Source organism: Bacteroides sp. 43_46 (genome assembly GCF_001915455.1).
Classification (GTDB): domain Bacteria; phylum Bacteroidota; class Bacteroidia; order Bacteroidales; family Bacteroidaceae; genus Bacteroides; species Bacteroides caccae.
The window spans coordinates 1-25,282 of sequence record NZ_MNQN01000128.1; the positions used below are offsets into that span (position 1 = coordinate 1).

The following is a 25,282-nucleotide window of genomic DNA, read 5'->3' on the forward strand; positions in this document are numbered from 1 at the left end:
CCAATACCTTCCAATCGCAACCTGCATAAGCTACTACGAGTCATCTTCCCCGAAGTTTTAATGGAGTATTTCGAGATCTCCTGTTGGCATGACGACTTCATGAAAAACACTACCTGGAACGTTCAGATTACAAGAGTGGAACTGTGATTTCACATGGTTTTACTGATGAGAAAGTGATTCAGAACTTTCCTCTGCATGGCAAACCTGTTTATCTCCACGTAAGACGTCGTCGCTGGTATGGCAAAGCTACAGGGAAAACGTTTTCTTGTTAGATAAATAATGTGAAAACTGTATTTTTTCTTTGGAATAGAATTAACTTTCAGCCACTTATAAGGTCTAACATATATTATTCATTTAATATTATGTTAGAATTATGAGAAAGCAAATTTTAAGTTTACTTGTTGTGTTGTTAATCGGCTCAACAGTATGTATGGCTCAGGATCGTCAAAAAGGAAAAGTTGACAGAGAGAAGCGTATCGAACAGATAATAACCGATCTGGGACTGAATGAAAAGCAAGCCAAGGATTTTAAGGCTGCAATGGAAGAAATGCGACCGACAAAGAGAAATTCTAATGAAAGACCTTCGCGCGAAGAGATGCAAAAGAAGAGAAAAGAGGGAGAAGCTAAAATAAAGAGTATCCTGACTGATGAACAATATAAGAAATATCAGGATATGCGTAAAAAGGAAAATGCAGATAGAAAGAAAAGAACTAAATAAGAAAGTATTTCTTTTTTACTCTTTTTAGCTAGTTTTATTGGCCCGTTATCGTTTCTCGTATGTGTTTGGTGATCGTGACTTTAGAGGAGATGATAGGCTATTAAGTATTTATAAAGGTATTATTTATATAGATATAAAGCAGGTTTTTGCTGGCTGATATTCATAAATTTTATCCAAAAGAAGGAAAAAGAATAGAATAAACAAGAAGCAACGTAACACCCTATCCATAAAAATGCTATATTTATTGCAGCTGGAGAGCACTTTAAGTAATGCTTAAGAGGAAAGACGCAAAGTAGTATATATACTATATATTTTCTATTATTAATTACTTAAACACATTTTTTATGGAAGCCAAGAAATCAAAAAAGGCTACAATCGAGAATCAACGGGGTTCTTGGTTGTTGATGGGTTTGGTTGTTGCGCTTGCCTTCATGTTCGTTTCGTTCGAATGGACACAACATGATGTCAGGGTTGCAGCACTATCATCAGATGATGAATCCATCTTTGTTACAGAGTTAGTTCCGATCACATTCCCAGATGAGAAACTGGAACCGCCTCCACCTCCCGAAAATAAGATCGTAGAAATATTAGAAATAGTAAAGAACGATATAGAGGTAGCGGATAATGTTTCTACAGTTGGAGAGGATATGGATGCAACTCATAAGATTGTCTGGATACCGCCAGTGGTGGAAACGGAAGTGGTTGATGAAGACGTTATTGTTGATGTTGCAGAAATCATGCCTGAGTTTCCCGGAGGTACGGCTGCTTTGATGAAATATTTGGGTACAAATATCAAGTATCCGACTATTTCTCAGGAAATGGGTTCAGCGGGAAGAGTGATTGTCCAATTTGTTGTTGACAAAGATGGATCAATTTCAAATCCCGAAGTGGTACGAGGGGTAGATGCATATTTGGATAAAGAAGCTATCCGTGTGATAAGTTCTATGCCAAAATGGAGGCCCGGAGTACAGAATGGTAAGAAAGTTCGAGTAAAATATACCGTTCCTGTAGTATTCAGGTTACAGTAGTTGCTTGAAATAGATGTGTAATGCGGGCCGGTTCCGAAAGGGATCGGCCCTTTTTTATTGAAATCCGACATTCTCAATCGCAGGATACTTATAACATTTCTTTTCCGGATTGCTTCTATGAAATAAAAAAACATATCTTTGCAAGAAGAATAAAAACAAATGTTGATTTTATGAATCTTCTACTTTGTCTTAAAAGACCCTTTATCTGGCTTTCCCGCTTCCGTTACCGTTGCGGATATGGTGTACATTCTCCGTTTGCATTTAGTCTGATAACGGATGTGATATATGAAAAGATGCCTTATTATGCTTATGATTCTTTGGAGAAAGAACAGAAGAAAATCGTAGAGGAGCGTGGGTGTAATAAAGGTACACAGAAGGTAAATCGTTTCTTGTTCCGGCTGGTGAATAAAGTGCAACCTGCTACTATTGTAGAGGTAGGTCGTCCTTCGGTGACCTCACTTTATCTTCAATCGGCGAAACCTTCTGCGGAATATCTTTTTGCCTCTGACTTGTCGGAACTGTTTCTGGATACGGACGTTCCGGTAGATTTTCTATATCTGAACGATTATCAGAATCCGTGTTTGCTGGAGGAAGTCTTTCGGGTTTGTGTACGCCGGACCACCTTGAAAAGTGTGTTTGTCGTGCATGGAATCTGTTATTCTAAAGAAATGCGGGCATTCTGGAAAAGATTGCAGGCTGACGAACGGGTAGGCATTACCTTCGACCTGTACGATATAGGCTTGCTCTTTTTTGATAAAACAAAGATAAAACAACATTATATCGTCAACTTCTGAGAACCTTTGTACGTTTACCTTATATAGATCAATAAATTGGAAGATTATGAAAAGGAGCCTTGTATATACAAAAACCGGAGATAAGGGAACAACAAGTCTTGTTGGTGGTAGTCGTGTTCCGAAGACCCACATTCGTTTGGAAGCTTATGGAACAGTGGACGAGCTTAATTCCAACTTGGGATTACTGAATACTTATTTGCAAAATGAGACTGACAGGAACTTTATTTTGGGCATACAACATAAGTTATTTGCTATCGGGTCGCATTTGGCTACCGATCAGGAAAAAACACAACTGAAAGCCGCCAGTATCATTTCAATGGAAGATGTGGAACGTATCGAGCGGGAGATTGATAAACTGGATGAACAATTACCGGAACTTTGTGCGTTTATTATTCCTGGAGGAAGTCGTGGAGCGGCCATCTGCCATGTTTGTCGTACCGTTTGCCGGAGAGCAGAAAGACGCATTCTGGCTTTGTCCGAAACTTGTACAATTTCCCCTGAAGTACTAGCTTTTGTCAACAGATTATCAGATTATTTGTTTGTTTTATCTCGGAAAATGAATTTTGATGAACAAAATAATGAAATATTTTGGGATAATAGTTGGAAATGATAGATTTTATTATACTTTTGCCGAAAATATAGAAAATAAGACAGATTAGTATTCACTTTAAATACTCAAGATTATGTATTGGACATTGGAACTAGCATCAAAACTTGAAGATGCTCCCTGGCCGGCAACCAAGGACGAATTGATTGATTATGCCATGCGTTCGGGTGCTCCTCTTGAAGTTATTGAGAATCTCCAAGAGATGGAAGATGAGGGCGAGATCTATGAGAGTATCGAAGATATTTGGCCGGATTACCCTAGTAAGGAGGATTTTTTCTTTAACGAGGAAGAGTATTAATTTATAAATGACCGAACATATAAAATTCTCGATAACTTGTGATAAAGTTATCGGGAATTTTTTATTGATGAACATCGTTTTTGGTATTTCTATTTTCTAACTCGTCTCAGAATATTCTGCATTTCGTAGACTATTTCGGGGTGTTGGTCCGCAAGGTTTTCCTTTTCATATTCTCTAACTCTCATGTCATAAAGTTGAGGAGTTTTCAAATTTCCAGTCTCTACTTTTGGGCCCCAGGTAATCATGGCAGGTCCATCGTTTGGTTCAATATATTTCCAATTTTTGGTACGTACAGACATGGTTGAAGATTCTTCTATAATCCATGGGCGATCCGTTTGATCCTTTCCGAGCCATGTGTTTAAGCGGTTCTGGCTATCTGGCGCACTTCCTTTTGGTAATTTTGCATTGATTAGAGCAGCCATTGATGCAAACCAGTCGATTTGTGATACTAAGGCGTCGGAAATTTGCGAACCGGGGATTTCTTTCGGCCAACTGACAATTGCAGGTACCGCCGTTCCTCCTTCAAATGCGCTGTATTTATTACCACGAAAAGGACCTGCAGGACTATGTCCGTTAAGCAATTCCTCAGCATGGTCATCATAACCGTCGTCAACTACCGGACCATTGTCACTAGAGAGGATAATTAATGTGTTTTCTCGTAATCCCCGTTCTTCAAGAGCTGCTATTATTTGTCCCACTGTCCAGTCAAACTGGGCAATAGCATCACCACGTACTCCCATTTTATTCTTACCTCTAAAACGTTCATGCGGAAAACGTGGTACATGTACGTCGTTTGTAGCAAAATACAAGAAAAAAGGCTGGTTTTTGTACTTGTCGATAAAATCAATAGCATGTGCGGTGATGGAGTCGGCTATATTTTCATCTTTCCATAATGCTTTGCCACCACCTTTCATGTATCCTATGCGACCAATTCCGTTGACAATAGCCATGTCGTGCCCATGACTATGTTTCATATTGTACAACAGTTCCGGATGGTCTTTCCCTAATGGTTCGCCAGGGAATGGCTTTTGATAACTAACCTCAATAGGAGCAGAAGGATCGTAGTTGGCTACTTTACCGTTTTCAATAAACACGCATGGTACGCGATCCGCTGTGGCTGCCATAATATAGGAATAATCAAATCCCAAGTCTCCCAGTGCTGTAGGTAGTGGAGCATTCCAGTCTTGCATGCCCGATTTGTCACCCAATCCTAAATGCCATTTGCCGATAGCGCCGGTGATATATCCGGAATTCTTAAAAACATCTGCCAGCGTGTAAGTTTCAGGTCGGATAATCATACCAGCATTACCTGCTGCCACACCGGTTCCCGGTACACGCCACGCATATTTTCCAGTGAGCATGGAGTAACGTGAAGGAGTACTTGTTGCCGCAGTGGCGTGCGCATTGGTGAATTGGACACCACTTTCTGCCAATTGGTTTACATGGGGAGTTTGTACGTTTTTGGCTCCATAGCATTCGAGGTCACCATATCCCAGATCATCTGCATAGATAAAAATGACGTTTGGCTGCTTTTGAGGATTTGTTTTGGTTTTGAGCTTTTCGCTTTGTGCCGGACCTGTAACCGCCAATAGGCTTGCAACTGGCGAAAGAAAAGCTAATAATGCATACTGTTTCATGGGTATATTTATTTATAGGTTTTAAGGTAACTTATACCTTTGTGTCTTATTAATAAATACGTATATTTTTAGCCCAGCACTATATCAAACCCAGTTAAAACTAGTTAAAACGCAGAATGTCTCTTATGGTATCGTAATGAAGAAAATAAATAGGTTCAAATTCTTTTTTATGAATTTTAAAGCAAAGTAGATATTACGTTCTACCGCCTTCTCGCTAATATCAAGTTGTTCTGCTATTTCTTTGTTTGTCATTTGTTGTTTCCTGCTCATGATAAAAACCTCTTGTTGTCGTGGTGGAAGTAAAGAAACTAATTTCCATATATATTCCAGTAGATCCTTAACTTCGAGCGTCTCATCAGATATAGCAATTTTCTCAGCAACCTCAAGAGCAGTAATTTTCATCGTTACCTTATTCAGACTTTTGCGGAAGTAATCAAAAATTGTGTTACGAGTCATAATAAAGAGTAATCCGTCTATGTCTTTGTTTTCGTTGATTGATGCACGCGATTCCCATAATTTGATAAAAACCTCTTGTACTGCCTCTTTTATTTCCTCGTCGTCATTCAGATAAATCTCTGAAAATCTGTATACTTTCCGCCAATAATGATCATATACAAAGGTAAATGAGGTTTCGTCTCCTTGTTTTAATTTTGCTAAAACAGATGTTTTCTCCATTACGTGCATAATTATAATTGTTTTGCAAAGATAAGAAAAAAAGGACTGGTTAGCGTTCTAAAGAACTGCTTTCTGATTTTTCGAAAAAAAGTTCAATGCAATGTAGGGATAGACATAAAAGTTTCGTATTTAATATTAGAGACGCTTGTTTTATAATGAAAATGAAAAATGTGAAAAAGATAGATATGAATAAGAAACTATATGAACAAATCAAAGCTTTATTAGCAGACAAACTGGATGAAAAAGAACAAAAGGAACTATTTCATCATCGAGAGTTTGAAGAAAGAATGCACCTGCAATGGAATATGGATCGACAAAAAGAACTTGACGATGAAGTAGGGCGAAAGATGTGGAAAATGGTAAGACAGAAATGTCTGGATTGCCGACAACAGAAAAAGCATGTTTATATACCATATTGGCTATCTGTAGCTGCCGTAGCTCTTGTTTTGCTACTTGGAGCAACTTGGATGTATTTCTCCGGAAATAAGGTAAATGAGGCGAAAGATGCTTTTGTAGAAGTTGTATCAAAAGAAGGGCGTCTATATATGCTGCCTGATAGTTCACGAGTTTGGATGCATCCGGGAAGTTCTATCCGTTATCCGGAGAATTTTGTTCAGAATAGAAAAGTGTGGTTGAAAGGAAATTCCCATTTTGATGTTTATAAACAGGATGGCAAACATTTTATCGTATACATTGATAGGGCTTTTGTAGAAGTAAAAGGTACTTCTTTTTTAATTAATCAGGAACAGGCAAATATTTCTAAAGTCACTTTGTTTAGTGGTAAAGTCGATTTTACGATAGTAGGTACTGAGCATACTATTGAGATGAAACCTTCGCAAGAATTGACCTTCAACGCGGAGAAGGCAAGCGTGAAAGTGGATGAAATGCAAGGAGTGAAATGGAAAGATGGTAATTATGAATTTACAAATGTTGATTTAAGTTCATGGATTGAGATTGTAGGAAGAATATATAATGTAAAAATATCATTGGAACACGGACAGGCAACCAAGAATCTGTTAAACGGGCGTCTACGTTATAATGAGTCATTGGAAGAAGCTATTGAAAAAATGTGCTTCAGTACAGGGTGGCGATATAGAAAGGAAAATGGAGAATATATCATATTCCGTTAAAGGTATACTATAGTATGTTTGTATAATTTTTTAATGTTAATCTTTTAATTATTTAGTATGGAAGAAAAGCAACAGCATGGCAGGTGGAAGTACCTCATGTGCATTTGGTTTGGAATCTTTTGTTTCCCATTGATTGCAATAGCAGCACAGGGAGTCATAAAGGTGAAAGGGTATTTTAGTGAAGTACAAGCTATCCGTCAGATCGAAAAAAACAGTAATTATGTGTTTTTTTACGATGCAGCAGATTTGGATGAAGTAAAGCGCAAAAACATTGACTGCCAAGGTACGATTGAAAAAGTATTGTCAGTTGTATTTGAAGGGAGTAATGTTAACTATTTAGTCCGGGGAGACGAAGTTGTACTGAAAGTGAATAAACAGAGTGTACAGCAGAAAGGAGAGAAAAGAGTCGTCACAGGTGTGGTTACAGACGCCATAGACGGCGAGCCGTTGGTAGGTGTGAACATTGTTGTGAAAGGTCAGAAAAGTGGAACTATCACGGATTTGAATGGTAGATATTCTATTTCTGTGAGCGGAGACAAAGCCGTACTGGTCTTCTCGTACATCGGTTACCAGAAACGTGAAGCTCCGGTAGAAGATTTAGGGGTGGTTAATGTCACGATGTCCGGAGAACAGCAGACGTTGAACGAGGTCGTTGTTGTAGGTTCCGGAGTACAAAAGAAAGTGAGTGTGACAGGGGCTATTACAAATGTGAAAGGAGATATTTTACGAATGCCGACTTCACAATTAAGTACTTCGTTTGCCGGTAAGCTGGCAGGTGTGATTGCTACCACTAAAACAGGAGAGCCGGGTTCCGGGGCTGATTTTTATATTCGCGGTATTTCTACTTTTGGCGGGCGTACAACACCGCTTATATTATTGGACGATGTAGAAATTTCAGTATCTGATCTGAACTATGTGCCGGCGGAAAATATCGAGAGTTTCTCCATCTTAAAAGATGCTTCTGCAACTGCAATTTATGGTGCACGCGGTGCAAATGGTGTAATGATAATCTCTACAAAGGGAGGTGATTACAATATGAAGACGAAGGTTAATGTTAGTGCGGAGAACTCTTTCAATATCATGTCCGATTTTCCTGAGTTTGTAGATGGTCCCAGATATATGGAACTTTACAATGAAGCTGACCTGTCGAGAAATCCGAATAAATCGAAAGATCAATTATTGTATTCGGACAGACGGATCCAGTTGACCCGTGACGGGGTAAATCCTTATGTATATCCGAATGTGGATTGGCAGGATGTCATTTTCAAAAAGATGACAATGACGCAGCGTGCCAATATCAATGTATCGGGAGGAGGTACAAAAGTGAAGTATTATATGAGCTTGAATGTCAGCCACGATAGTGGTTTGCTGAATACGGAGAAAGCTTATTCGTGGAACAATAATATTAATATCATGAATTATACGTTCCAGAATAATATCTCCTATAAGTTGACCCCCACAACGACAATCAGGATGAATATGAATGCTCAGATCCGTCAGAACAAAGGGCCTAATATCAATAGTGCTGATTTGTTTAAAATGATTCTGACGACTACTCCGGTAACTTTCCCTGCAACTTATCCTGCGCAACCGGGTGATACGTATATCCGCTATGGATCTGATTATCAGAGTTCGGACTATCTCTATCCTAATCCTTATGCGCAGATGATGACTTCTTATAAGGAGCAGAATGCGAATACATTGAATACAGTCATTAAAGTGGAGCAGGATTTTGGGTTTGTAACAAAAGGATTGAAGGCAAATATCTGGGTAAACTTTAAAAACTGGTCCAGCAGTTCCTACAATCGTTCCATTACTCCTTATCTTTTCAGAGCTGTGGGATACAGTGAAGATAGTCCGTTGGAATATGACTTGGAACGTATTCAGGAAGGTGCAGACTATATAGCACAGTCGGATATTGCCAGAAGTTCGGATCAGACATTTGAATTTCAGGGAAATATCAGTTATAATCGTCAATTTGGTTTGCACAATGTCGGAGGTATGTTGATGTACCGGCAAAGGGAATACAGAAGTGATGTGCTTCCTAATCGTAATCAAGGAGTCTCAGGACGTTTCACATATGATTACGGACAACGTTATCTGGCTGAAATCAACTTCGGTTATAACGGTACGGAACGTCTTGCCAAGAAGAAGCGTTTCGGTTTCTTCCCGGCAATGTCTTTAGGATGGGTTATCAGTAATGAGAAGTTCTTTGAACCTTTGAAAAATGCGGTGAATAACCTGAAAGTGAGAGCCTCTTATGGATTGGTAGGTAGCGATGATCTGGCACAAGCGGGCGGAAGCTATTATTTATATATTGATAAGCTGACGGATAATAAATTGGATCAGATAAAGTGGACATTTGGAGAGAGTATGAATCACACATTGGGAGGTCCGGAGATTGCCTATTATGCAAATCTGGATGCTGTGTGGGAAAAAGCGAAGAAATTTGATATTGGCGTAGATATGACTTTGTTTGACCACTGGAATATAACAATAGACTATTTCTATGACAAACGTTACGATATATTTATGGAACGTCAGTCTTGGCCTAATTCTTTGGGTTATGGTAAAGCAAAACCTTGGGGAAATGTCGGTAAAATGGATAATAAGGGTGTGGAATTCAGCCTTAATTATCATAAGAATTTCTCTAAAGATTTGGGGGCTAGTTTTCAGGCTAACCTGACATATAATAAAAATAAGTTGGTTTATAAAGACGAACCGGATTATCCTACTATTTGGAAGTCGGAAACAGGAAAACCATATTCCAGATTGACCGGATATATTTCGGAAGGACTGTTCCAGAGCCAGGAGGAGATAGACAACAGCCCGGAACAGATGGTAGGAAATAGCACTCCGAAGGTCGGTGATATCAAATACCGTGATTTGAATGGTGATGGAAAAATAACGGAAGACGACCAATGTATGATTTCCAAGTACGGTTCTGTTCCACGTTTGCAATATGGTTTCGGTGGTACCGTTAATTATAAAAAATTCGACTTTGGTATTTTCTTCAGTGGTTCTGCATTGCGTTCCATTCTGATCAATGGTTTGGACCCCTTCCTTGAAGGGAATCGTATACCGAATAAGAATGTGTTGAAATTTATTGCAGATAATCACTGGTCGGTAGATAATCCGAATCCGAATGCCGAATATCCGCGTTTGGGATTGACGACCGGTGATATAGGTAATAATACGGTCAACAGTACTTATTGGTTGCGTAATGGTTCTTTCCTGCGTCTGAAGAATTTGGAAATCGGTTATAAAATTCCGTATGGGCGTATTTATGTCAGTGGTGCGAATCTGCTTCGTTTCAGCCCGTTTGATTTGTGGGATCCGGAATTGAGCAGTTGGAATAGCTATCCGTTGCAACGTACGGTCAATGTAGGTTTACAACTTAATTTCTAATAATCTAAATCATAGAAGATATGAATATTTTGAAAAATATAGTTCGAGTGGGTCTGATTGTGACTGCTCTTTCATTTAATTTAGTTTCTTGTGATTATCTGGATGTAGTTCCGCCTGAACAAGCAGGGCTACAGGATGCCACAAAGACCCGGAGAAGTACTTTAGGATTTCTGTTCACTTGTTATGCAGGACTTCAGGAAGATGATTCTCCTATTGGTCACACAAGTGCTCTTAATGGTTCCACAGATGAGTTTGCACTGCCGATAGAATGGCGGAATGATAGTGGAGCTTTTTGGGATGATTATGCATATAATTTAGTCTCGGCAGCCAATCCGGATGGACTTTGGGATAATTATTATAAGTATATTGGTCAATGCTATCTTTTTTTACGTCAAGTCGAAAATAATCCCGGTGAAACCTTATTGCAGGAATGGTTACCGGGTGAAAAAGAACAGTGGTTGGCCGAAGCTCATTTTTTAATTGCTTATTATCATTTTGCATTACTGAGAAAATACGGTCCTATACCTGTTATTACGGAATATGTACCTCAGAGTACTCCCTCTTCCGAGTTTGGTGGAAGATGTCATTATGATTATTGTGTTAACTGGATTGCATATCAACTTGATCTGGCAGCACAGAATTTGCCGCCGACCCGTGAGGGAACAGAATGGGGACGTGCTACTTCTACGATGGCTAAAGCTTTGAAAGCTCGTGTACTGATGTATGCTGCTTCTCCTCTTTGGAATGGTCAATTCCCTTTTTCTTCATGGAAGAATAAAGTGAATACTCCCGGGGATAAAGACTTTTTTGTAGGTGATGATGCTAAATATAAAGAATCTATCGGACGGGATGATTATGGCATTGAACTGGTAAGCAGTAGTTATAATGAGAAAAAATGGGAAAGAGCGATGGAGGCCTGTCAGAAGGCGTTGGATTTTGCGCTTAATGAGGGTGGATGCCGTCTTTATGGAACGGAAGCTTCTGATATGACATTGTATCAGACAGAACTGGGAAATAATGATAAGTGGTTACCTTATGTGCCGGGAAAGGAGGATAATAATATCCAGGAGAACAGAGAGTTCAAAGAAAGAGTAATGATGCTTCGTTATATGGTTGCTTCCCGCTATCCGCATAATAAGGAATTAATCTGGGGGCTAACCGGTAAGAATATTAATTCAAGAATACAGGGACGTATACCGGCGCATATATTCCAAACAGGCAATAAGACTTCTTGGGCAGGGGGATTTTCAGCTATTTCTCCGACGCTATATACCATTGAACATTTCTATACGGAAGATGGTGTGTTGCCTGAAGAGGCCGCTTCAACAGGCGATTTTGCTTCAAGAGCAGAATGGTTCCAAAAAGCAGGAATAGCAGGAAACAATAGAGAGGATATTATTAAACTTTGTGTGAACCGTGAACCGCGTTTTTACGCATGGATGGCGTTCGATGGTGGTGATTACGGTTCAAAGTTGTTGAAGGCCAGCAGTGGCGATGCAGGTTCGCCATGCGTTTTGAACATGAAGACTGCTGCAGGACATGGATACGACCTTACCAGAAGTCCGCGTAACTATAATGTTACAGGATTTATGACCCAGAAATATGTAAATCCGACAGCTCAATTTGTATTCGATGGTGGAGCTTTCCAGGCTGGAGATACCAAACCGATACCTCTTATACGTTTGGCAGAATTGTATCTGAATCTGGCGGAATGTCAGGCGAACGTAGGTGGTGCCAATCTGGCAAATGCTTTAGCCAACTTGAAGGAGGTTCGTGACCGTGCCGGTGTTCCCACGACTACGACTGTACCGGAACAGAGTAAATTAATTGAAATGATTCATAATGAGCGATTTATTGAGTTCTGGAATGAAGGCCATCGTTATCATGATGTGCGTCGTTGGGCGGAAGGTCAGAAATACTTTGGTGCTAAACGTGAGGGGTTGAACGCAATGGTGAAAGATGTACCGTTTGAAAAATTTAATGTAAGGACTACTATTGACCAGCCTTTCAGATGGAACGACCGTTTATATCTGGCTCCTATTCAGAATGCCGAAGTGTATAAAAACCCGCAAATGGTTCAGGCATACGGTTACTAATTGTATTATGAATTTAAAAAGCAAATTTATGAAGAAAAGTTTATTTATACCATTATTATGCGGATTGTCATTTGTCTATACGGCATGCGATGAATATGATGATACATATCCGAAAGAATATCATAAGATCTTGTCTTTGAAGCAAACCGGAGAAGAAAGTAAAATTCTTTATAATACCGGTCAGGATGCTTCTTTTGATATAACAATCATGAAGACCGGATGTGATCCGTCATTAACGGCTCAGGCTCAATTGACCGTATTGTCGGATGAAGCATTGAAGGAATACAATGAAAATTATACTATTTTGCCTTCAAATACCTATTCTATAGATGGCAGCGAGTTGATTTTTCAGTCCGATGAGAGATATAAAATGTCCAAAGTGGTGATGAAAACGAGTGCAATTCAAGCCTTGGTAGAACTTCCGGAAAATGCTGATAAGACTTTTGTGTTGCCCATTTCACTGGTTAGTGCTACGGATTCTGTAAATTCTATGAATAATCTCTATGTCATGAAGCCTGTGATTACCACTCCGAAGCTGGAATTTAAAGTCTCTGAGGAAGAATGTGTCCAAGGGTTTATAAATAGTTCGGATCCTGTTTTATTTACTATACCTATGGGGTTAGAGATAGACAACCAATGGGATTTCACGGCTAAGGTAGAAGTTGTGAATAACGATGGAAAGGAAGGATACTTGTCTTCTAGCTCAGTAACGCTGGAAAATGATGGTCTGGTAACGTTTGAGCCGGGAAAAGAAGCTTCATTGAAGGTGTCGGTATCGGCAGGAAGCGGTGATGATTTGACAAATCTGGTTGTAGGAGGACGAGTGGCTATTAAAATTACCGAAATAGAAGGAATTAATTTTGATTTTGATAGTCGGGAGTTTAATCTGACAGTGACGGGTAAGGAATATGAGTATAATAACAAAGGGTTGGATGCTTCTATGTTGAGTTTCAATTTCCCCGATTTTGTAGGTAATACAACTGCTGCGAGTTTGTTTGATAAAGATCCTGCAACGTATGTGCAGACTCCATTCCCTAATAGGAACTTTGTTGATACCGGCGGCACTAATCCTTATCTCCAATTGCAACTTCCGGAAGGAGTTACAGATTTTGCCATCTCATGGACACAGTGTTTACAAAATGAAGTCTCTTTATTGAGAGGATTTGATGTACTTTGGTCTGTTGATGGTACATTTGAGGATATTCCTAATGCTCGAAAGTCATATAGTGTGGCTGATTTGAGCGCGGCAGGCGCGGTTAGCTTGGGAGCTTCTTTCACAACATCAGCTTGCCATTGTGATACCCCGGTTAAGTTTATACGTATAGTACAAACTTGGAATTGTGAGAGTACCACTGATGCAGGTGGAAGGTGGCAATTCCGATTGGCTGAACTTAAATTGTACGGAGTATCCATTAAATAAGATATATATCTGAAAAATAACTTTATCCGTTGGTTGGTTTGAGTATAAAAGGATTCCGGCCAACGGATTTTTTATCAGTTAAATCTAATATTATTTATTATGGTAAATTTCTTGAAGACACACTTTGGTACCATGTTGACAGTGTTATGCGTCCTGTTACTTTTTACTGCTTGCAGTGACGATGAAGAGGTGATAGATCCCTTTCTAAAAACAGACTTGATTGGTGAAACAATCAATTTGGGTTCGGATGCCGTAGAAGCATTTGACGTGAAAGTAATAACGAACCGGAGAGACTGGGAAATTGCTTCTTTAGGAGTTGTTCAATGGTGTAATTACGAAATCATTCCGGATGGAGAAAATGCTATCATTCGTTTTTCCGTTGCCGAGAATGAGGAAGCCACGCAACGTGAGACAGAATACCGGTTAACGGCACCGGGTTGCCAGCCTTTGAAAATAAAAATTGTTCAATTAGGAACAGAATATGCGATTCTTTTTGATCAGTCCACCCCTAGGAAAGTAACACAGGAGGGTGAAGAATTTTTGTTGACTGTAACTTCTAATGTCGCTAATGAACCTACGATAGAGGCTGATATGGAAGGCTGGGTTGAAATAATAGAACAACCGATAGTGACAAGAACTTTTTCAGACAAGATTTTTAAGGTTACAGTACATAAGAACATCACGTTTCAGAATCGCACGGGGCATATTAAATTTGTCTCAACTGCGTTAAAAGACCCCGTAGTTTTTACTATCATTCAGGAGAAAGCCTCCACTGAAGGTATGGGTGATACGAAATTGAAGGTAAAAAGCGCGGAACTTATAGAAGGCAATGTTTACGGCAATCAGGATGTCAGTAAAACTATTGATGGAGACTATTCGACAAATTATAGTAGTGCCTCACTAGGTTCGCCGGAAGCCAATAGAGGACATTCTATTATCATTGAATATACATTGGAACAGCCCGAAAACATAGGTTATGTTCGTTTGATGCAACGTTCGAACAATGATAAAAATTCTCTTTTTGCCAGTGGAGGTGTTTCGGTTTTGAAAGAAGGCGAAACTACTTGGAATGAGGAAATCGGTTTTGTAGCCGCACAAACGGCGGGAGCGGCTGTTGATATTAGTGTTAATAGCCTTCAAGTGAGTAAAGTGCGTGTACGTATCGATCGGATGACGCCCGGAATTGATAACGTCAATGTGGCTCTGGCCGAGTTTGAGTGTTATCAGTATTCGGATAATACAAATGACATTTTGGAAGCGCAAAAGTTCTTTACGGACGAGACCTATTCGGAATTAAAGGGTACAGTGACTTCAGAAAGCCTTAAGGAGATCAAGACCGCCGTTATTTATCAATTAGCGAAAGAGTTGCTGGAAGGGAAATACGATAAAAAATTTCGTTTTAGTACCTACCATTCTTGCAAGAGTCCTGAAATAGTGGCAGAAGAACTGACTATAGGCTCAAGAAGCATATATGATAATCCGACGGGAATCTATTTTACGCAGGGAGAGCCGGTGCTGGTTTTCGTTATGTACAAAGGAGCAAGCAATACCCCGCTGAGTCTTGCCATTGCCGATTATAGGGAAGGTGGAAAGAAAAGCGTGATCTCCTTGCGGGGAGGTTTGAATGTGATTACTCCGGCAAATTCGGGTAATGGCTATATTCAATATTGGACGAGAGATGATGCCGGAGATACAGATGTCGATATTCATTTTTGTTTCGGTAAACAGATTGGCTATTGGGATGTAAGACGTGGTGATACGGATGCCACTTGGCCGGAAATATTGGAGAGGGCTAAGAGAAGTGCGGTGGATATTCCGAATGCGATGATGGATATTCTGGGACAAAGAGTACACTTGCAGAATACGGTGAATGCCTTTGCCAAATGTGCGCCAAACGCAATTCAGGCAGTAGTCGATATGCACGACCGTATGTTGGATTTTGAATATTTGATGATGGGACTGGTGAAAAACAATGCTGTGCCTGCTAACCGCTTTTTTGGCGTCCGTTCTTGGGGAGGAAGTCCTAACTGGAACGGAGTATGTGCCAATTATCCCAACACGGAAGATGCGATGTTGGTTCCGAAGGTCTTTTATAGAAAGAATAATGTATGGGTTTTCGGACATGAGTTTGGGCATGGCAACCAGGTTGCCCAGATGAAAGGCAATGGTTGGACGGAAGTGACCAATAATCTTTACTGTTCATTTGCTCAGTATATGATGAGAAACGATCCGTTGAGTGAAGGCTATCTGAGACTGGAACATGAATCCTTCAAGCGTCCGGGAGCACGTTCGGCTTTGGCGGGCGGGCGTATAAATGCTTTCTTGAACGAAGCTTTGGTTGCCCATAAATCGTACTTCATGCAAGTGGCAACTATTTCCACCGACAAACCGGGCGTATGGGAATCTGATCCGTTTGTGAAATTAATCCCTTTATGGCAAATGACTATGTATTTTATGGCAGCGGATATAAAACCTGATTTTTGGCCTGATGTGCATTGGGCGGCTATCCATGATAATGACAAGAGTTACTCTCCGGGGCGGAGGTATGTGAATTTCATGAAACGTGCTATTGACGCTTCGGGACTGAATCTTTGCGGATTCTTCGAGGGTATGGGGCTGCTGAAAGTATTTGATAATGTGAAGGTGGATGACTACACGGTTGCTACCATAAATATAACGCAGGAAATGGTAGATGAAGTGAAAGCTTACGGAGAAGGAAAACCATTGCCTTCAGGCGGTATGCAATACATCTCGGCCAACAGCGTGGAAGCATTCAAGAGCAAAAGTAACGTAGAAGGAACATTTAATTCCGGGATTACCAAAGGAACTGATTATGTCACGGTAGACCATGCTATATGGAAGAATGTAGTTGCTTTTGAAACATATAAAGGCAAAGAACTGACTGATATTTGTATAGTCGGTACTGGTGACGTGACTAATAAGACAACTCGTGTGGATTATCCTACCGGAGCGACTCGGATTGAGGCGGTAGGTTGGGATGGAAGCCGGACTTTGGTGACCGGCAGTAGATAAAAAAGAGAAAAGCCTTCGATCAATCAGGATAATAACTTAACACATACACTAATCATATGAGCTACTGTTTTAATATTCAAGTAGAGATGCGGAAAAGCATTCTTACTTGAATATTAAAACAGAGCTCTATTTTTAGAATACAGGCATTTGCCAGATGAACCCTACTGAAACCCGGTTGGTACTGTAATTCTCCTGTCCCAGCACCTTGGCGCGGGAAGTGAAATCGTAGGACCGTCCTACATACGTGACGAAGAAATGCAGGTTGGTTTCCATTGGATAAAACTCGATACCGGCAAGGTATCCCCATGAAGTGCTGTAATTCCCCTTCTCTATTCCTTCGGACGCCTTCGTAACCGAAGCCGTTTCATACATACCTTTCACGAAAGCGTTCCATTTCGGCAGGAACCGGTAATTACATTTGGCAACTACGGACAGATAACCCGCATCGAATGCATTATGTCCGCCCGGACGGCCGACAATGTTCGTGATAATGCCTTTCCGGTCAATATCTTCCTTTGAATACATGAAGTCGATGAACGCGTTCCATTTGCCGAGATTCAGCTCGTTTCCCACTGCATAATAGTACATATTATGACTTTTGGCTTCGTTCATGACGGAAGCCGACCAACGGGTTTTGAATACATTATTGAAATTACCGTTCCAGTTCAGCGTGTAAACTAGCGGCATTTTGCCCGACTTCAAATCGGGGATATTCCCTTCGGCGTCTTCCGTGATTCCGTACGTACTGTCGAAAGAACTGTTGCGGCTGTTCAATATCTGTAAGTTCAGCTGCTGATCGGGCGTGATATTATAACCGACATTCAATCCCGTCATAAAATTGCTCATATAATCAATCATGTCGCAGTATTGGTAGACATCAATCGGGTTCAGGTCGAACTCGAAACCACCGTATGCGGCACATTGTTTTCCGGCAAAAAGACTGAATTGGTCGTTTAACTGAATTCCGATACCGGCGTAGTCGATAGAAGTCGGCAGATTGTCAATCATGCCGTTGGCATCATTCGAGCGGTTGAGGCGCTGGCGGTAACGGTATGACAGCCAGTTGTTGATATTCCCTTTCGCTTCGATGCGGAGCTGGTGCATATTAAAATCACCTTCCTGAAATCCATCCCGGAAGTGGGCGTCAAAACTACCTTGCATATTCAGGTATAAATTGAACTTATCCGTCTTTTTCTTTACGTTCGTCAGCTCTTCGAACAGGGGAGTATCGGGGGAGAACTTGTCCTTCTTTTCCGCATTTTGCGCATAGACTCCTCCTATGCTGCCCGCAAGGAGCAGCATAAAAATCAAATTTTTCATAAGTCAGTCCGGTTTTTAGTATTCGTTAAAGTACTGTTGAATTAGCTTCCAGTCCGTGGTCTTGGTAAGAGCGAGCATCAACAATACGCGCGACTTTTGCGGATTCAATTCCTGTGAAGCGACAAACTGATACTTGGCATCATCCACTTCCGCGTCAAGCGTGGTAGGACCTGTCGGGACACGGGAAGAACGAACCACCAGGATACCTTTTCTACGTGCGTCGGTCAGTACCGGGAAGATATTCTTGTGGATATTTCCGTTTCCTACTCCGGCATGGATGATTCCTTTGTATCCGTGTGTCAGTAGCGGAGTCACCATATCTGCCTCGATGTTGGAGTAGCTATATACGATACCGACTTTAGGCAATGAAGTGAGGTGAGTCACATCAAATACGGATTGAGTGGTATGTTTCTTCAGTGTCACCTGGTTATAGAAAACCTGCCCGTTCAGCACATAACCCAGTGCGCCGGAGTTGGGGGCCTGGAAAGTCTGTACGTCGACGGTATTCATTTTCACGGTACTTTCCGCTCCGAGGATCAGGCCGTTCATGGCAACCAGCACACCTTTATCTTTAGATTCCTTGGCGGCGGCAGTGACTACGGCATTGTAAAGATTCAACGGGCCGTCGGCACTTAGCGCGGTAGACGGACGCATGGCACCTACCAGCACGACAGGTTTGTCACTCTTGACAGTCAGGTTCAGGAAGTAAGCAGTTTCTTCCATCGTGTCCGTTCCGTGAGTGATAACGATTCCGTCGATATCCGGACGTTTCAGCAGCTCGTTGATTTTCTTGGCAAGTGTCAGCCAGACTTCGTCGTTCATGTCCTGCGAACCGATTCTCACAATCTGCTCGCCTGTCACGTTGGCGATATCCTTTATTTCGGGCACTGCATCAAGCAATGCGCCGATAGCAACCTGTCCTGCTGTGTAGCTGGTTCCGGTGGCGGAGCTTCCTGTACCCGCAATAGTTCCTCCGGTGGCAAGGATATGAATATTCGGTTTTGCGGCAAAAGCCATTGCAACGGTACATAGTAGTGCGACTACTACCAGACCAAATCTCTTGAATTGTTTCATAACTGAATGATGTTTAGGTTAATAATATATAGTTAGAATATTTGTATAAAGAGCAATCCCAAAGCAATCGCCACGACCGTAGACACCAGTCCGGGCATCATGAACGAATGATTCAACACATATTTACCGATTTTTGTTGTCCCCGTCCGGTCGAAATTTATGGCGGCCACTACGGTAGGGTAGTTCGGAATAAAGAAATATCCGTTTACTGCCGGGAACAGGGCAATCAGCATATAAGGCGAAATGCCCAACGCAATCCCAAGCGGCACCAATGCCCGCACGGTGGCTGCCTGGCTATATAGCAGGATGGACATCACGAACAGGGCGATACCGAACAACCACGGCATCTGACGGACAATTCCCTCAATAGAGAAAGTAAGCTGTGCCATATTCCCCTGAAGAAAAGTATCTCCCATCCAGGCGATACCGAAGATGGCGATGACAGCTTGCATCCCGGCCGGGAATACAGAACCCTGCGTTGCCTTGATACCGTCCGTCCGGGTCACTATCAGGATAATGGCGGCAGCCGATAACATGACAATTTCGATGATAGAGGACATTCCCAATGTAATTATCTCTCCGTCGATAAGGAAGCTGGGACGCATCCCTTCGAAAGAACCGAAAAGGACGATGAAGGCAGTCGCCAATATAAAAATGATAACGGAAAGCATGGCGGAACGTTTGTTCTTTACGTCTTGAATCTCCACCTTCTTGTTATTGAAGAGACCTTCTTTCAGGCGTTTCTGATATTCGGGGTCTTCCACCAGTTCTTTGCCGACTTTCATGGAGAATAATGCGCCTACCAACACTCCCACTATTGTAGCGGGAATTGTGATTTTAAGGATGTCGAACAGAGTGATGTCAAAACCGGCCAATAGTCCGAGTAACGCAACGGTAGCGGCGGAAATAGGACTTGCCGTAATAGCCTGCTGGGAAGCGATCACCGCAATGCCGAGCGGACGTTCCGGACGAATCTTGGTTTCGGTGGCGACTTCTGCAATGACCGGCAGTACGGAATAGGCCACGTGCCCCGTTCCTGCAACGAACGTGAAAAGGTAAGTCACCAACGGGCTCAACAGTGTGACGTGTGACGGGTTTTTACGGAGCAAATGTTCTGCCAGTTTCACCATATAATCCAGTCCTCCGGCGGCTTGCATACAGGAAGCTGCCGAGATAACGGCGGCAATCATCAACATGACGTCGATAGGAGGGGCGGTAGGTTGTAAACCAAAAACGAACGTGAGTATCGCCAATCCGACGCCTCCCATAACACCGAGCCCGATACCTCCCAGGCGTGCGCCAATAATAATGGCTGTCAGAACAAATGCTAATTGTAATATCATAGGTTGTTGTTTTAAGTTCGAAACAAAGATAAGTGATTTCTCTCTTTGTATTTTCTTTTTCTTGTATTAACAACAAAAAAGTTATTGAATAGTTTTTGCATATTTATTAAAACAATAACCTTTCTCGTTGGTTATATAAGTACTAACCAAAATGTTATTGTTATAAAACAACCGATATGGAACAGAATTTATCAAAAAAAACTCGTACAGAAAGCGACTTGATAGGTAGTCGTGAAGTGCCGGAAAGTGCACTGTACGGAGTGCAGACACTCCGTGGTATTGAAAACTTTCGCATCAGTAAGTTTCACTTGAATGAATATCCTCTGTTTATTCAGGCATTAGCTATTACAAAAATGGGAGCTGCCGTTGCCAATCGCGAACTGGACTTGTTGACGGAAGAACAGGCGGACGCTATCTTGAAGGCCTGTAAAGAAATACTGGAAGGGAAACATCACGACCAGTTCCCGGTAGACATGATTCAGGGAGGCGCGGGTACTACTACGAATATGAACGCCAACGAAGTGATTGCCAACCGTGCGTTGGAATTAATGGGACATCAGCGAGGGGAGTATCAATACTGTTCGCCCAACGATCATGTGAACCGTTCGCAGTCTACCAATGACGCTTATCCTACCGCCATTCACATCGGACTGTACTACACCCACCTCAAACTGGTAAAACATTTTGAGGTACTGATTGAATCTTTCCGCAAGAAAGCAACAGAATTTGCCCATGTCATCAAAATGGGGCGTACCCAACTGGAAGACGCCGTACCGATGACACTCGGACAGACTTTCAACGGCTTTGCAAGCATTCTCCGGCATGAAGTGAAGAACCTCGATTTTGCCGCACAGGATTTTCTGACAGTCAATATGGGTGCTACGGCTATTGGAACCGGAATCACCGCCGAACCGGAATATGCCGAAAAGTGTATCGCCGCTTTGCGTAAGATAACGGGACTGGATATAAAACTGGCGGATGATCTGGTGGGGGCCACCTCGGATACTTCCTGCATGGTAGGCTATTCGGCTGCGATGAGGCGTGTGGCTGTCAAGATGAATAAGATATGTAATGACTTGCGTTTGCTGGCTTCCGGCCCGCGTTGCGGATTGGGAGAAATCAATCTGCCCGCCATGCAGCCCGGCTCTTCCATTATGCCGGGAAAGGTGAATCCTGTCATTCCCGAAGTGATGAATCAGGTAGCCTACAAAGTGATAGGAAACGACCTTTGTGTGGCAATGAGCGGTGAAGCCGCCCAAATGGAACTGAACGCAATGGAGCCCGTAATGGCGCAGTGCTGTTTCGAGTCTGCCGATTTATTGATGAACGGGTTCGATACTTTGCGTACTTTATGTATCGACGGTATCACGGCGAATGAGGATAAATGCCGCAGAGATGTGCACAACAGTATCGGAGTAGTGACCGCACTGAATCCGGTAATCGGCTACAAGCATTCTACAAAAATAGCCAAAGAAGCGTTGGAAACAGGAAAGGGAGTTTATGAACTTGTCCTTGAACATGACATCCTTTCCAAAGAAGACCTGGACACTATCCTCGAACCGGAAAATATGATAAAACCGGTGAAACTGGATATTCATCCGAACCATTGATTGATGTGATAGTAAGTGGAATTTGATTCAATAGGTAAGTCGCCGGGCAGATGTCATATCTGTGCCGGCGACTTTCATTATTTCTTACTTTTTCCCCTCTCGGGAATAATTGCTAACTTATCCGGCAAAATGGTTATTGCTTATCCCTCCGGAAGTAACGACCTTTGCATTATCATTTAAAGATGAACCTGGCAAGGTCTAATCAGAACCAATTAAAAGTATATAGATATGAATGCATTTGATGTTATTATTATCGGTTTCGGTAAGGGCGGAAAGACCCTTGCGGCAGAGTTTGCAAAGCGTGGGCAGAAGGTTGCCATTATTGAACGTTCGGACAAGATGTACGGGGGAACGTGTATTAATATAGGGTGTATTCCCACAAAGACATTGGTGCATCAGGCAAAAATGGCTTCGGCTCTGAAGGACGCCACATTTGAAGAAAGAAGTGAGTTCTACCGGAATGCTGTCTCTGTGAAGGAGTCCGTGACAAGTGCATTGCGAAACAAGAATTACCATAATCTGGCGGATAACCCCAATGTGACCGTCTATACGGGCATAGGTTCTTTTGTTTCCGCCGATGTGGTTGCTGTCCGCACGGCTACGGAAGAAATACGGTTGACATCAAAGCAGATCATTATCAATACGGGAGCGGAAACGGTGATTCCTCCTATTGAGGGAGTTGCGGGTAATCCGTTTGTCTATACCAGCACCTCGATTATGGAACTGGCCGACCTTCCCCGTCGTCTGGTCATTATCGGCGGCGGTTATATCGGTTTGGAGTTTGCGTCTATGTATGCTTCGTTCGGTTCGCAGGTGACGGTGCTCGAAAGTTATCCGGAACTGATAGCCCGTGAGGACCGCGATATTGCTGCAAGCGTAAAAGAGACATTGGAGAAGAAAGGTATTGTTTTCCGGATGAACGCCAAGGTGCAGTCGGTGAATCGTGTTGAAGATAAAGCAATCGTCACTTTCGCCGATTCGCAGACTAACGAGGTGTTTGTGCTTGAAGCCGACGCGGTGTTGCTGGCCACCGGACGGCGGCCTAACACGAAAGACTTGAATCTGGAAGTGGCCGGAGTAGAGGTGGATGTGCGTGGAGCTATCATTGTCGATGAATACCTGAAAACGACTAATCCGAATATACGCGCCGTAGGCGATGTGAAAGGCGGATTGCAATTTACTTATATCTCATTGGATGATTACCGGATTGTCCGTGAAGACTTATTCGGTGATAAAGAACGGCGGACGGGCGACCGTAATCCGGTCAGTTACTCTGTCTTTATCGACCCGCCATTGTCCCGTATCGGTCTGAATGAAGAGGAAGCCCGCTGGCAGAATCGGGATATTATTGTGAAGAAGTTACCCGTTATGGCAATACCGAGAGCCAAGACATTGGGAGAAACGGACGGCCTGTTGAAAGCTATCATTGATAAGAATACGGGAAAAATATTAGGCTGTGTATTGTTTGCCCCCGATTCCGGCGAGGTAATCAACACGGTTGCTGTCGCCATGAAGACAGGGCAGGATTATACTTTTCTGCGTGATTTCATCTTTACTCACCCCAGTATGAGTGAAGCATTAAATGATTTGTTCTCATAATAGCAAGAGGCTATCTAAAAGTCGGTAGTAACTCCATTCTCCTCCTTCGGGAAGGAGGAGTCCCCGTAGGGGGAGGTGGTAGGTGAATGCGTAAGTCGGTTATTATCAGCATTGTGTGTCCACCTACCACCCCGGCTTTCAGCCACCCCTCCTTCCCGAAGGAAGGGAATGGAGATACTACCGACTTGCTAAATTACCACCAAATTTGCAGAAGTACGCCTCTCCTTCCTTATTAGCCAATATATAATCTAACCACTTGTTTCCTGCGGCGCAACTTTAGTTTCAAAGGCTGGAAACTCTAGTTCCAAAGGCAGGAAACCTTAGTTTCAAAGGTGAGAAACTTTAGTTTCTAACGCTTGAAACTAAAGTTTCAGAGCCTTGAAACCAATCGTTTCATGCCTTGAAGCACTTTGTTTCTCACCGGGAAACAGAAATTGCCCCTAGTTACCGCTTTCGTTTACAGTAGATTTTATCCAAATTAGCAGGTGATAGGTGATAGATGAGGTGATAGGTTGCAAACAACCTATCACCGTTCTGAAAGCATGATGAATAAAGGGATTGGCAAAGTAGGTGATAGGTTGAAAGAGGATTTTCGTTTTTTTATATGGAAGAGAGTAGTCGGATAATACAGAACTTCCTGTATTTATTCCTGTATTTCTGCTGCATTTCAAAAAAAGATATATCTTTGTCATACGCTTTCTGCTCATCAGCGTGATGAAATTGGCAGAAGGCGTTTTTATTTCCTAATGGAGTAAAAGTGTATTATCTCTCACTTCTGAAATCTAGCAGTTTCTATTTAGGAGAGAGATGATACAACAGATACTCCACGTGAATGGCTGTATATCAACATATCAGTTAGAGATGTGTTATATATAAATGCATGGCGTGGATGTCTGTTGTTATCATTATCTTCCTAAATAGAGATGTGTTATATATAAATGCATGGCGTGGATGTCTGTTGTTATCATTATCTTCCTAAAGGTTTGCTAGGCCGCAGAAGTGGATAATGGTGCAGCAGCATTCACGTCTTTTTTGTATCCGGTCGGTTTCATAAACCTTCAACATACTCTAGCCAGTTCCCGCCAGCTGGACTGCAAAAAGAGTGAATGCTCGTTGTGCTAATAAACATGAATAAAGTATTATTCATTCCCTTATTGTATGACACATAAAAGAACAAACGCTATGGCACAATGGATTAGTATAGAAGAGGCAGCTGCAAAGTACGGATTCGAGACAGAATATATCTGGGTCTTGATAGAGATGCGAGAAATCACTGTGGACTACGAAAGACCGGGCATCGACATCATCAGTGATGACAGTGTTCAGGAGTTTATGAGTCGAAATGAAAGAGGGGCTACTTTGATGTATATCGAAAAACTGGAACGATATTGCATAGATAAATCAAAACTTTGTTCAATATACCTATCACTTTTAGGCAAACAAGACAAAGAAATCACAAGATATAAAGCAGCCGGAATCCTTTATGATACCT

The 25,282-nt window shown here is 42.0% G+C and carries 20 protein-coding genes; 14 read left to right on the top strand and 6 right to left on the bottom strand.

Annotated elements, in window-relative coordinates:
- Window positions 1-143: 143 nt before the first annotated feature.
- From BHV72_RS19665 to BHV72_RS15955, 6 genes are all read left to right on the top strand, one after another.
- A complete protein-coding gene (locus BHV72_RS19665; RefSeq protein ID WP_423191634.1) occupies window positions 144-272 on the top strand; it encodes a hypothetical protein in 129 nt (42 codons plus the stop codon).
- A gap of 101 nt (window positions 273-373) precedes the next feature.
- Window positions 374-718: a DUF4890 domain-containing protein gene (locus tag BHV72_RS15935; RefSeq protein ID WP_005675348.1), complete on the top strand. Its 345-nt coding sequence runs from the start codon at window positions 374-376 to the stop codon at window positions 716-718.
- Window positions 719-1,062: 344 nt separating this feature from the next.
- Window positions 1,063-1,746: an energy transducer TonB gene (locus tag BHV72_RS15940; RefSeq protein ID WP_005675349.1), complete on the top strand. Its 684-nt coding sequence runs from the start codon at window positions 1,063-1,065 to the stop codon at window positions 1,744-1,746.
- 170 nt (window positions 1,747-1,916) lie between these two features.
- Complete coding sequence (locus BHV72_RS15945; RefSeq protein ID WP_005681744.1) at window positions 1,917-2,540, top strand: hypothetical protein; 624 nt, start codon at window positions 1,917-1,919, stop codon at window positions 2,538-2,540.
- Window positions 2,541-2,586: 46 nt separating this feature from the next.
- The gene (locus tag BHV72_RS15950) at window positions 2,587-3,150 is read left to right on the top strand and encodes a cob(I)yrinic acid a,c-diamide adenosyltransferase (protein ID WP_286856640.1); all 564 of its coding nucleotides are present in this window, start codon (window positions 2,587-2,589) and stop codon (window positions 3,148-3,150) included.
- Window positions 3,151-3,223: 73 nt separating this feature from the next.
- Window positions 3,224-3,445, top strand: coding sequence for a DUF2795 domain-containing protein (locus BHV72_RS15955; RefSeq protein ID WP_002558131.1), 222 nt, complete (start codon window positions 3,224-3,226; stop codon window positions 3,443-3,445).
- An 89-nt stretch (window positions 3,446-3,534) separates the two neighbouring features.
- Here BHV72_RS15955 and BHV72_RS15960 read toward each other — a convergent pair whose 3' ends face one another.
- Both BHV72_RS15960 and BHV72_RS15965 read right to left on the bottom strand, forming a co-directional pair.
- A complete protein-coding gene (locus BHV72_RS15960) occupies window positions 3,535-5,082 on the bottom strand; it encodes a sulfatase family protein (RefSeq protein ID WP_022041547.1) in 1,548 nt (515 codons plus the stop codon).
- Between the two features lie 123 nt (window positions 5,083-5,205).
- Window positions 5,206-5,766, bottom strand: a complete 561-nt coding sequence (locus BHV72_RS15965) for an RNA polymerase sigma-70 factor (RefSeq protein ID WP_005675375.1) — start codon at window positions 5,764-5,766, stop codon at window positions 5,206-5,208.
- 176 nt (window positions 5,767-5,942) lie between these two features.
- On the opposite strand from BHV72_RS15965, the gene BHV72_RS15970 reads away from it, so the two are divergent.
- The 5 genes from BHV72_RS15970 to BHV72_RS15990 all read left to right on the top strand — a co-directional run bounded on the left by BHV72_RS15970 (window position 5,943) and on the right by BHV72_RS15990 (window position 16,844).
- Window positions 5,943-6,887: a FecR family protein gene (locus BHV72_RS15970; protein WP_229093631.1), complete on the top strand. Its 945-nt coding sequence runs from the start codon at window positions 5,943-5,945 to the stop codon at window positions 6,885-6,887.
- 57 nt (window positions 6,888-6,944) lie between these two features.
- On the top strand, window positions 6,945-10,295 hold the full coding sequence (locus BHV72_RS15975; protein ID WP_022041550.1) for a TonB-dependent receptor: 3,351 nt from the start codon (window positions 6,945-6,947) through the stop codon (window positions 10,293-10,295).
- Window positions 10,296-10,315: 20 nt separating this feature from the next.
- Window positions 10,316-12,391, top strand: a complete 2,076-nt coding sequence (locus BHV72_RS15980; RefSeq protein ID WP_022041551.1) for a RagB/SusD family nutrient uptake outer membrane protein — start codon at window positions 10,316-10,318, stop codon at window positions 12,389-12,391.
- 28 nt (window positions 12,392-12,419) lie between these two features.
- Complete coding sequence (locus BHV72_RS15985) at window positions 12,420-13,811, top strand: DUF1735 domain-containing protein (protein WP_122365322.1); 1,392 nt, start codon at window positions 12,420-12,422, stop codon at window positions 13,809-13,811.
- Window positions 13,812-13,910: 99 nt separating this feature from the next.
- Window positions 13,911-16,844 (top strand): M60 family metallopeptidase, encoded by a 2,934-nt coding sequence (locus BHV72_RS15990; protein WP_005675385.1) that lies wholly within the window; start codon window positions 13,911-13,913, stop codon window positions 16,842-16,844.
- Between the two features lie 132 nt (window positions 16,845-16,976).
- On the opposite strand, the gene BHV72_RS15995 is transcribed toward BHV72_RS15990, so the two are convergent.
- The 3 genes from BHV72_RS15995 to BHV72_RS16005 are packed head-to-tail and all read right to left on the bottom strand — an operon-like array spanning window position 16,977 to window position 20,581.
- Window positions 16,977-18,164, bottom strand: coding sequence for a porin (locus BHV72_RS15995; protein WP_274666195.1), 1,188 nt, complete (start codon window positions 18,162-18,164; stop codon window positions 16,977-16,979).
- 15 nt (window positions 18,165-18,179) lie between these two features.
- Window positions 18,180-19,238 carry an L-asparaginase 2 gene (gene ansB / locus BHV72_RS16000; RefSeq protein WP_005681734.1) on the bottom strand — a complete coding sequence of 353 codons (1,059 nt, stop codon included), beginning with the start codon at window positions 19,236-19,238 and terminating at the stop codon, window positions 18,180-18,182.
- A gap of 32 nt (window positions 19,239-19,270) precedes the next feature.
- On the bottom strand, window positions 19,271-20,581 hold the full coding sequence (locus BHV72_RS16005; protein WP_122295645.1) for an anaerobic C4-dicarboxylate transporter family protein: 1,311 nt from the start codon (window positions 20,579-20,581) through the stop codon (window positions 19,271-19,273).
- A gap of 176 nt (window positions 20,582-20,757) precedes the next feature.
- On the opposite strand from BHV72_RS16005, the gene aspA reads away from it, so the two are divergent.
- On the top strand, window positions 20,758-22,191 hold the full coding sequence (gene aspA, locus BHV72_RS16010; RefSeq protein WP_005675390.1) for an aspartate ammonia-lyase: 1,434 nt from the start codon (window positions 20,758-20,760) through the stop codon (window positions 22,189-22,191).
- Window positions 22,192-22,419: 228 nt separating this feature from the next.
- A complete protein-coding gene (locus tag BHV72_RS16015) occupies window positions 22,420-23,790 on the top strand; it encodes an FAD-dependent oxidoreductase (protein ID WP_122295644.1) in 1,371 nt (456 codons plus the stop codon).
- A gap of 440 nt (window positions 23,791-24,230) precedes the next feature.
- On the opposite strand, the gene BHV72_RS16020 is transcribed toward BHV72_RS16015, so the two are convergent.
- A complete protein-coding gene (locus BHV72_RS16020; RefSeq protein WP_153880752.1) occupies window positions 24,231-24,482 on the bottom strand; it encodes a hypothetical protein in 252 nt (83 codons plus the stop codon).
- A 490-nt stretch (window positions 24,483-24,972) separates the two neighbouring features.
- On the opposite strand from BHV72_RS16020, the gene BHV72_RS16025 reads away from it, so the two are divergent.
- The coding region (locus BHV72_RS16025) for a hypothetical protein (protein WP_286856655.1) at window positions 24,973-25,282 on the top strand (310 nt) is incomplete at its 3' end.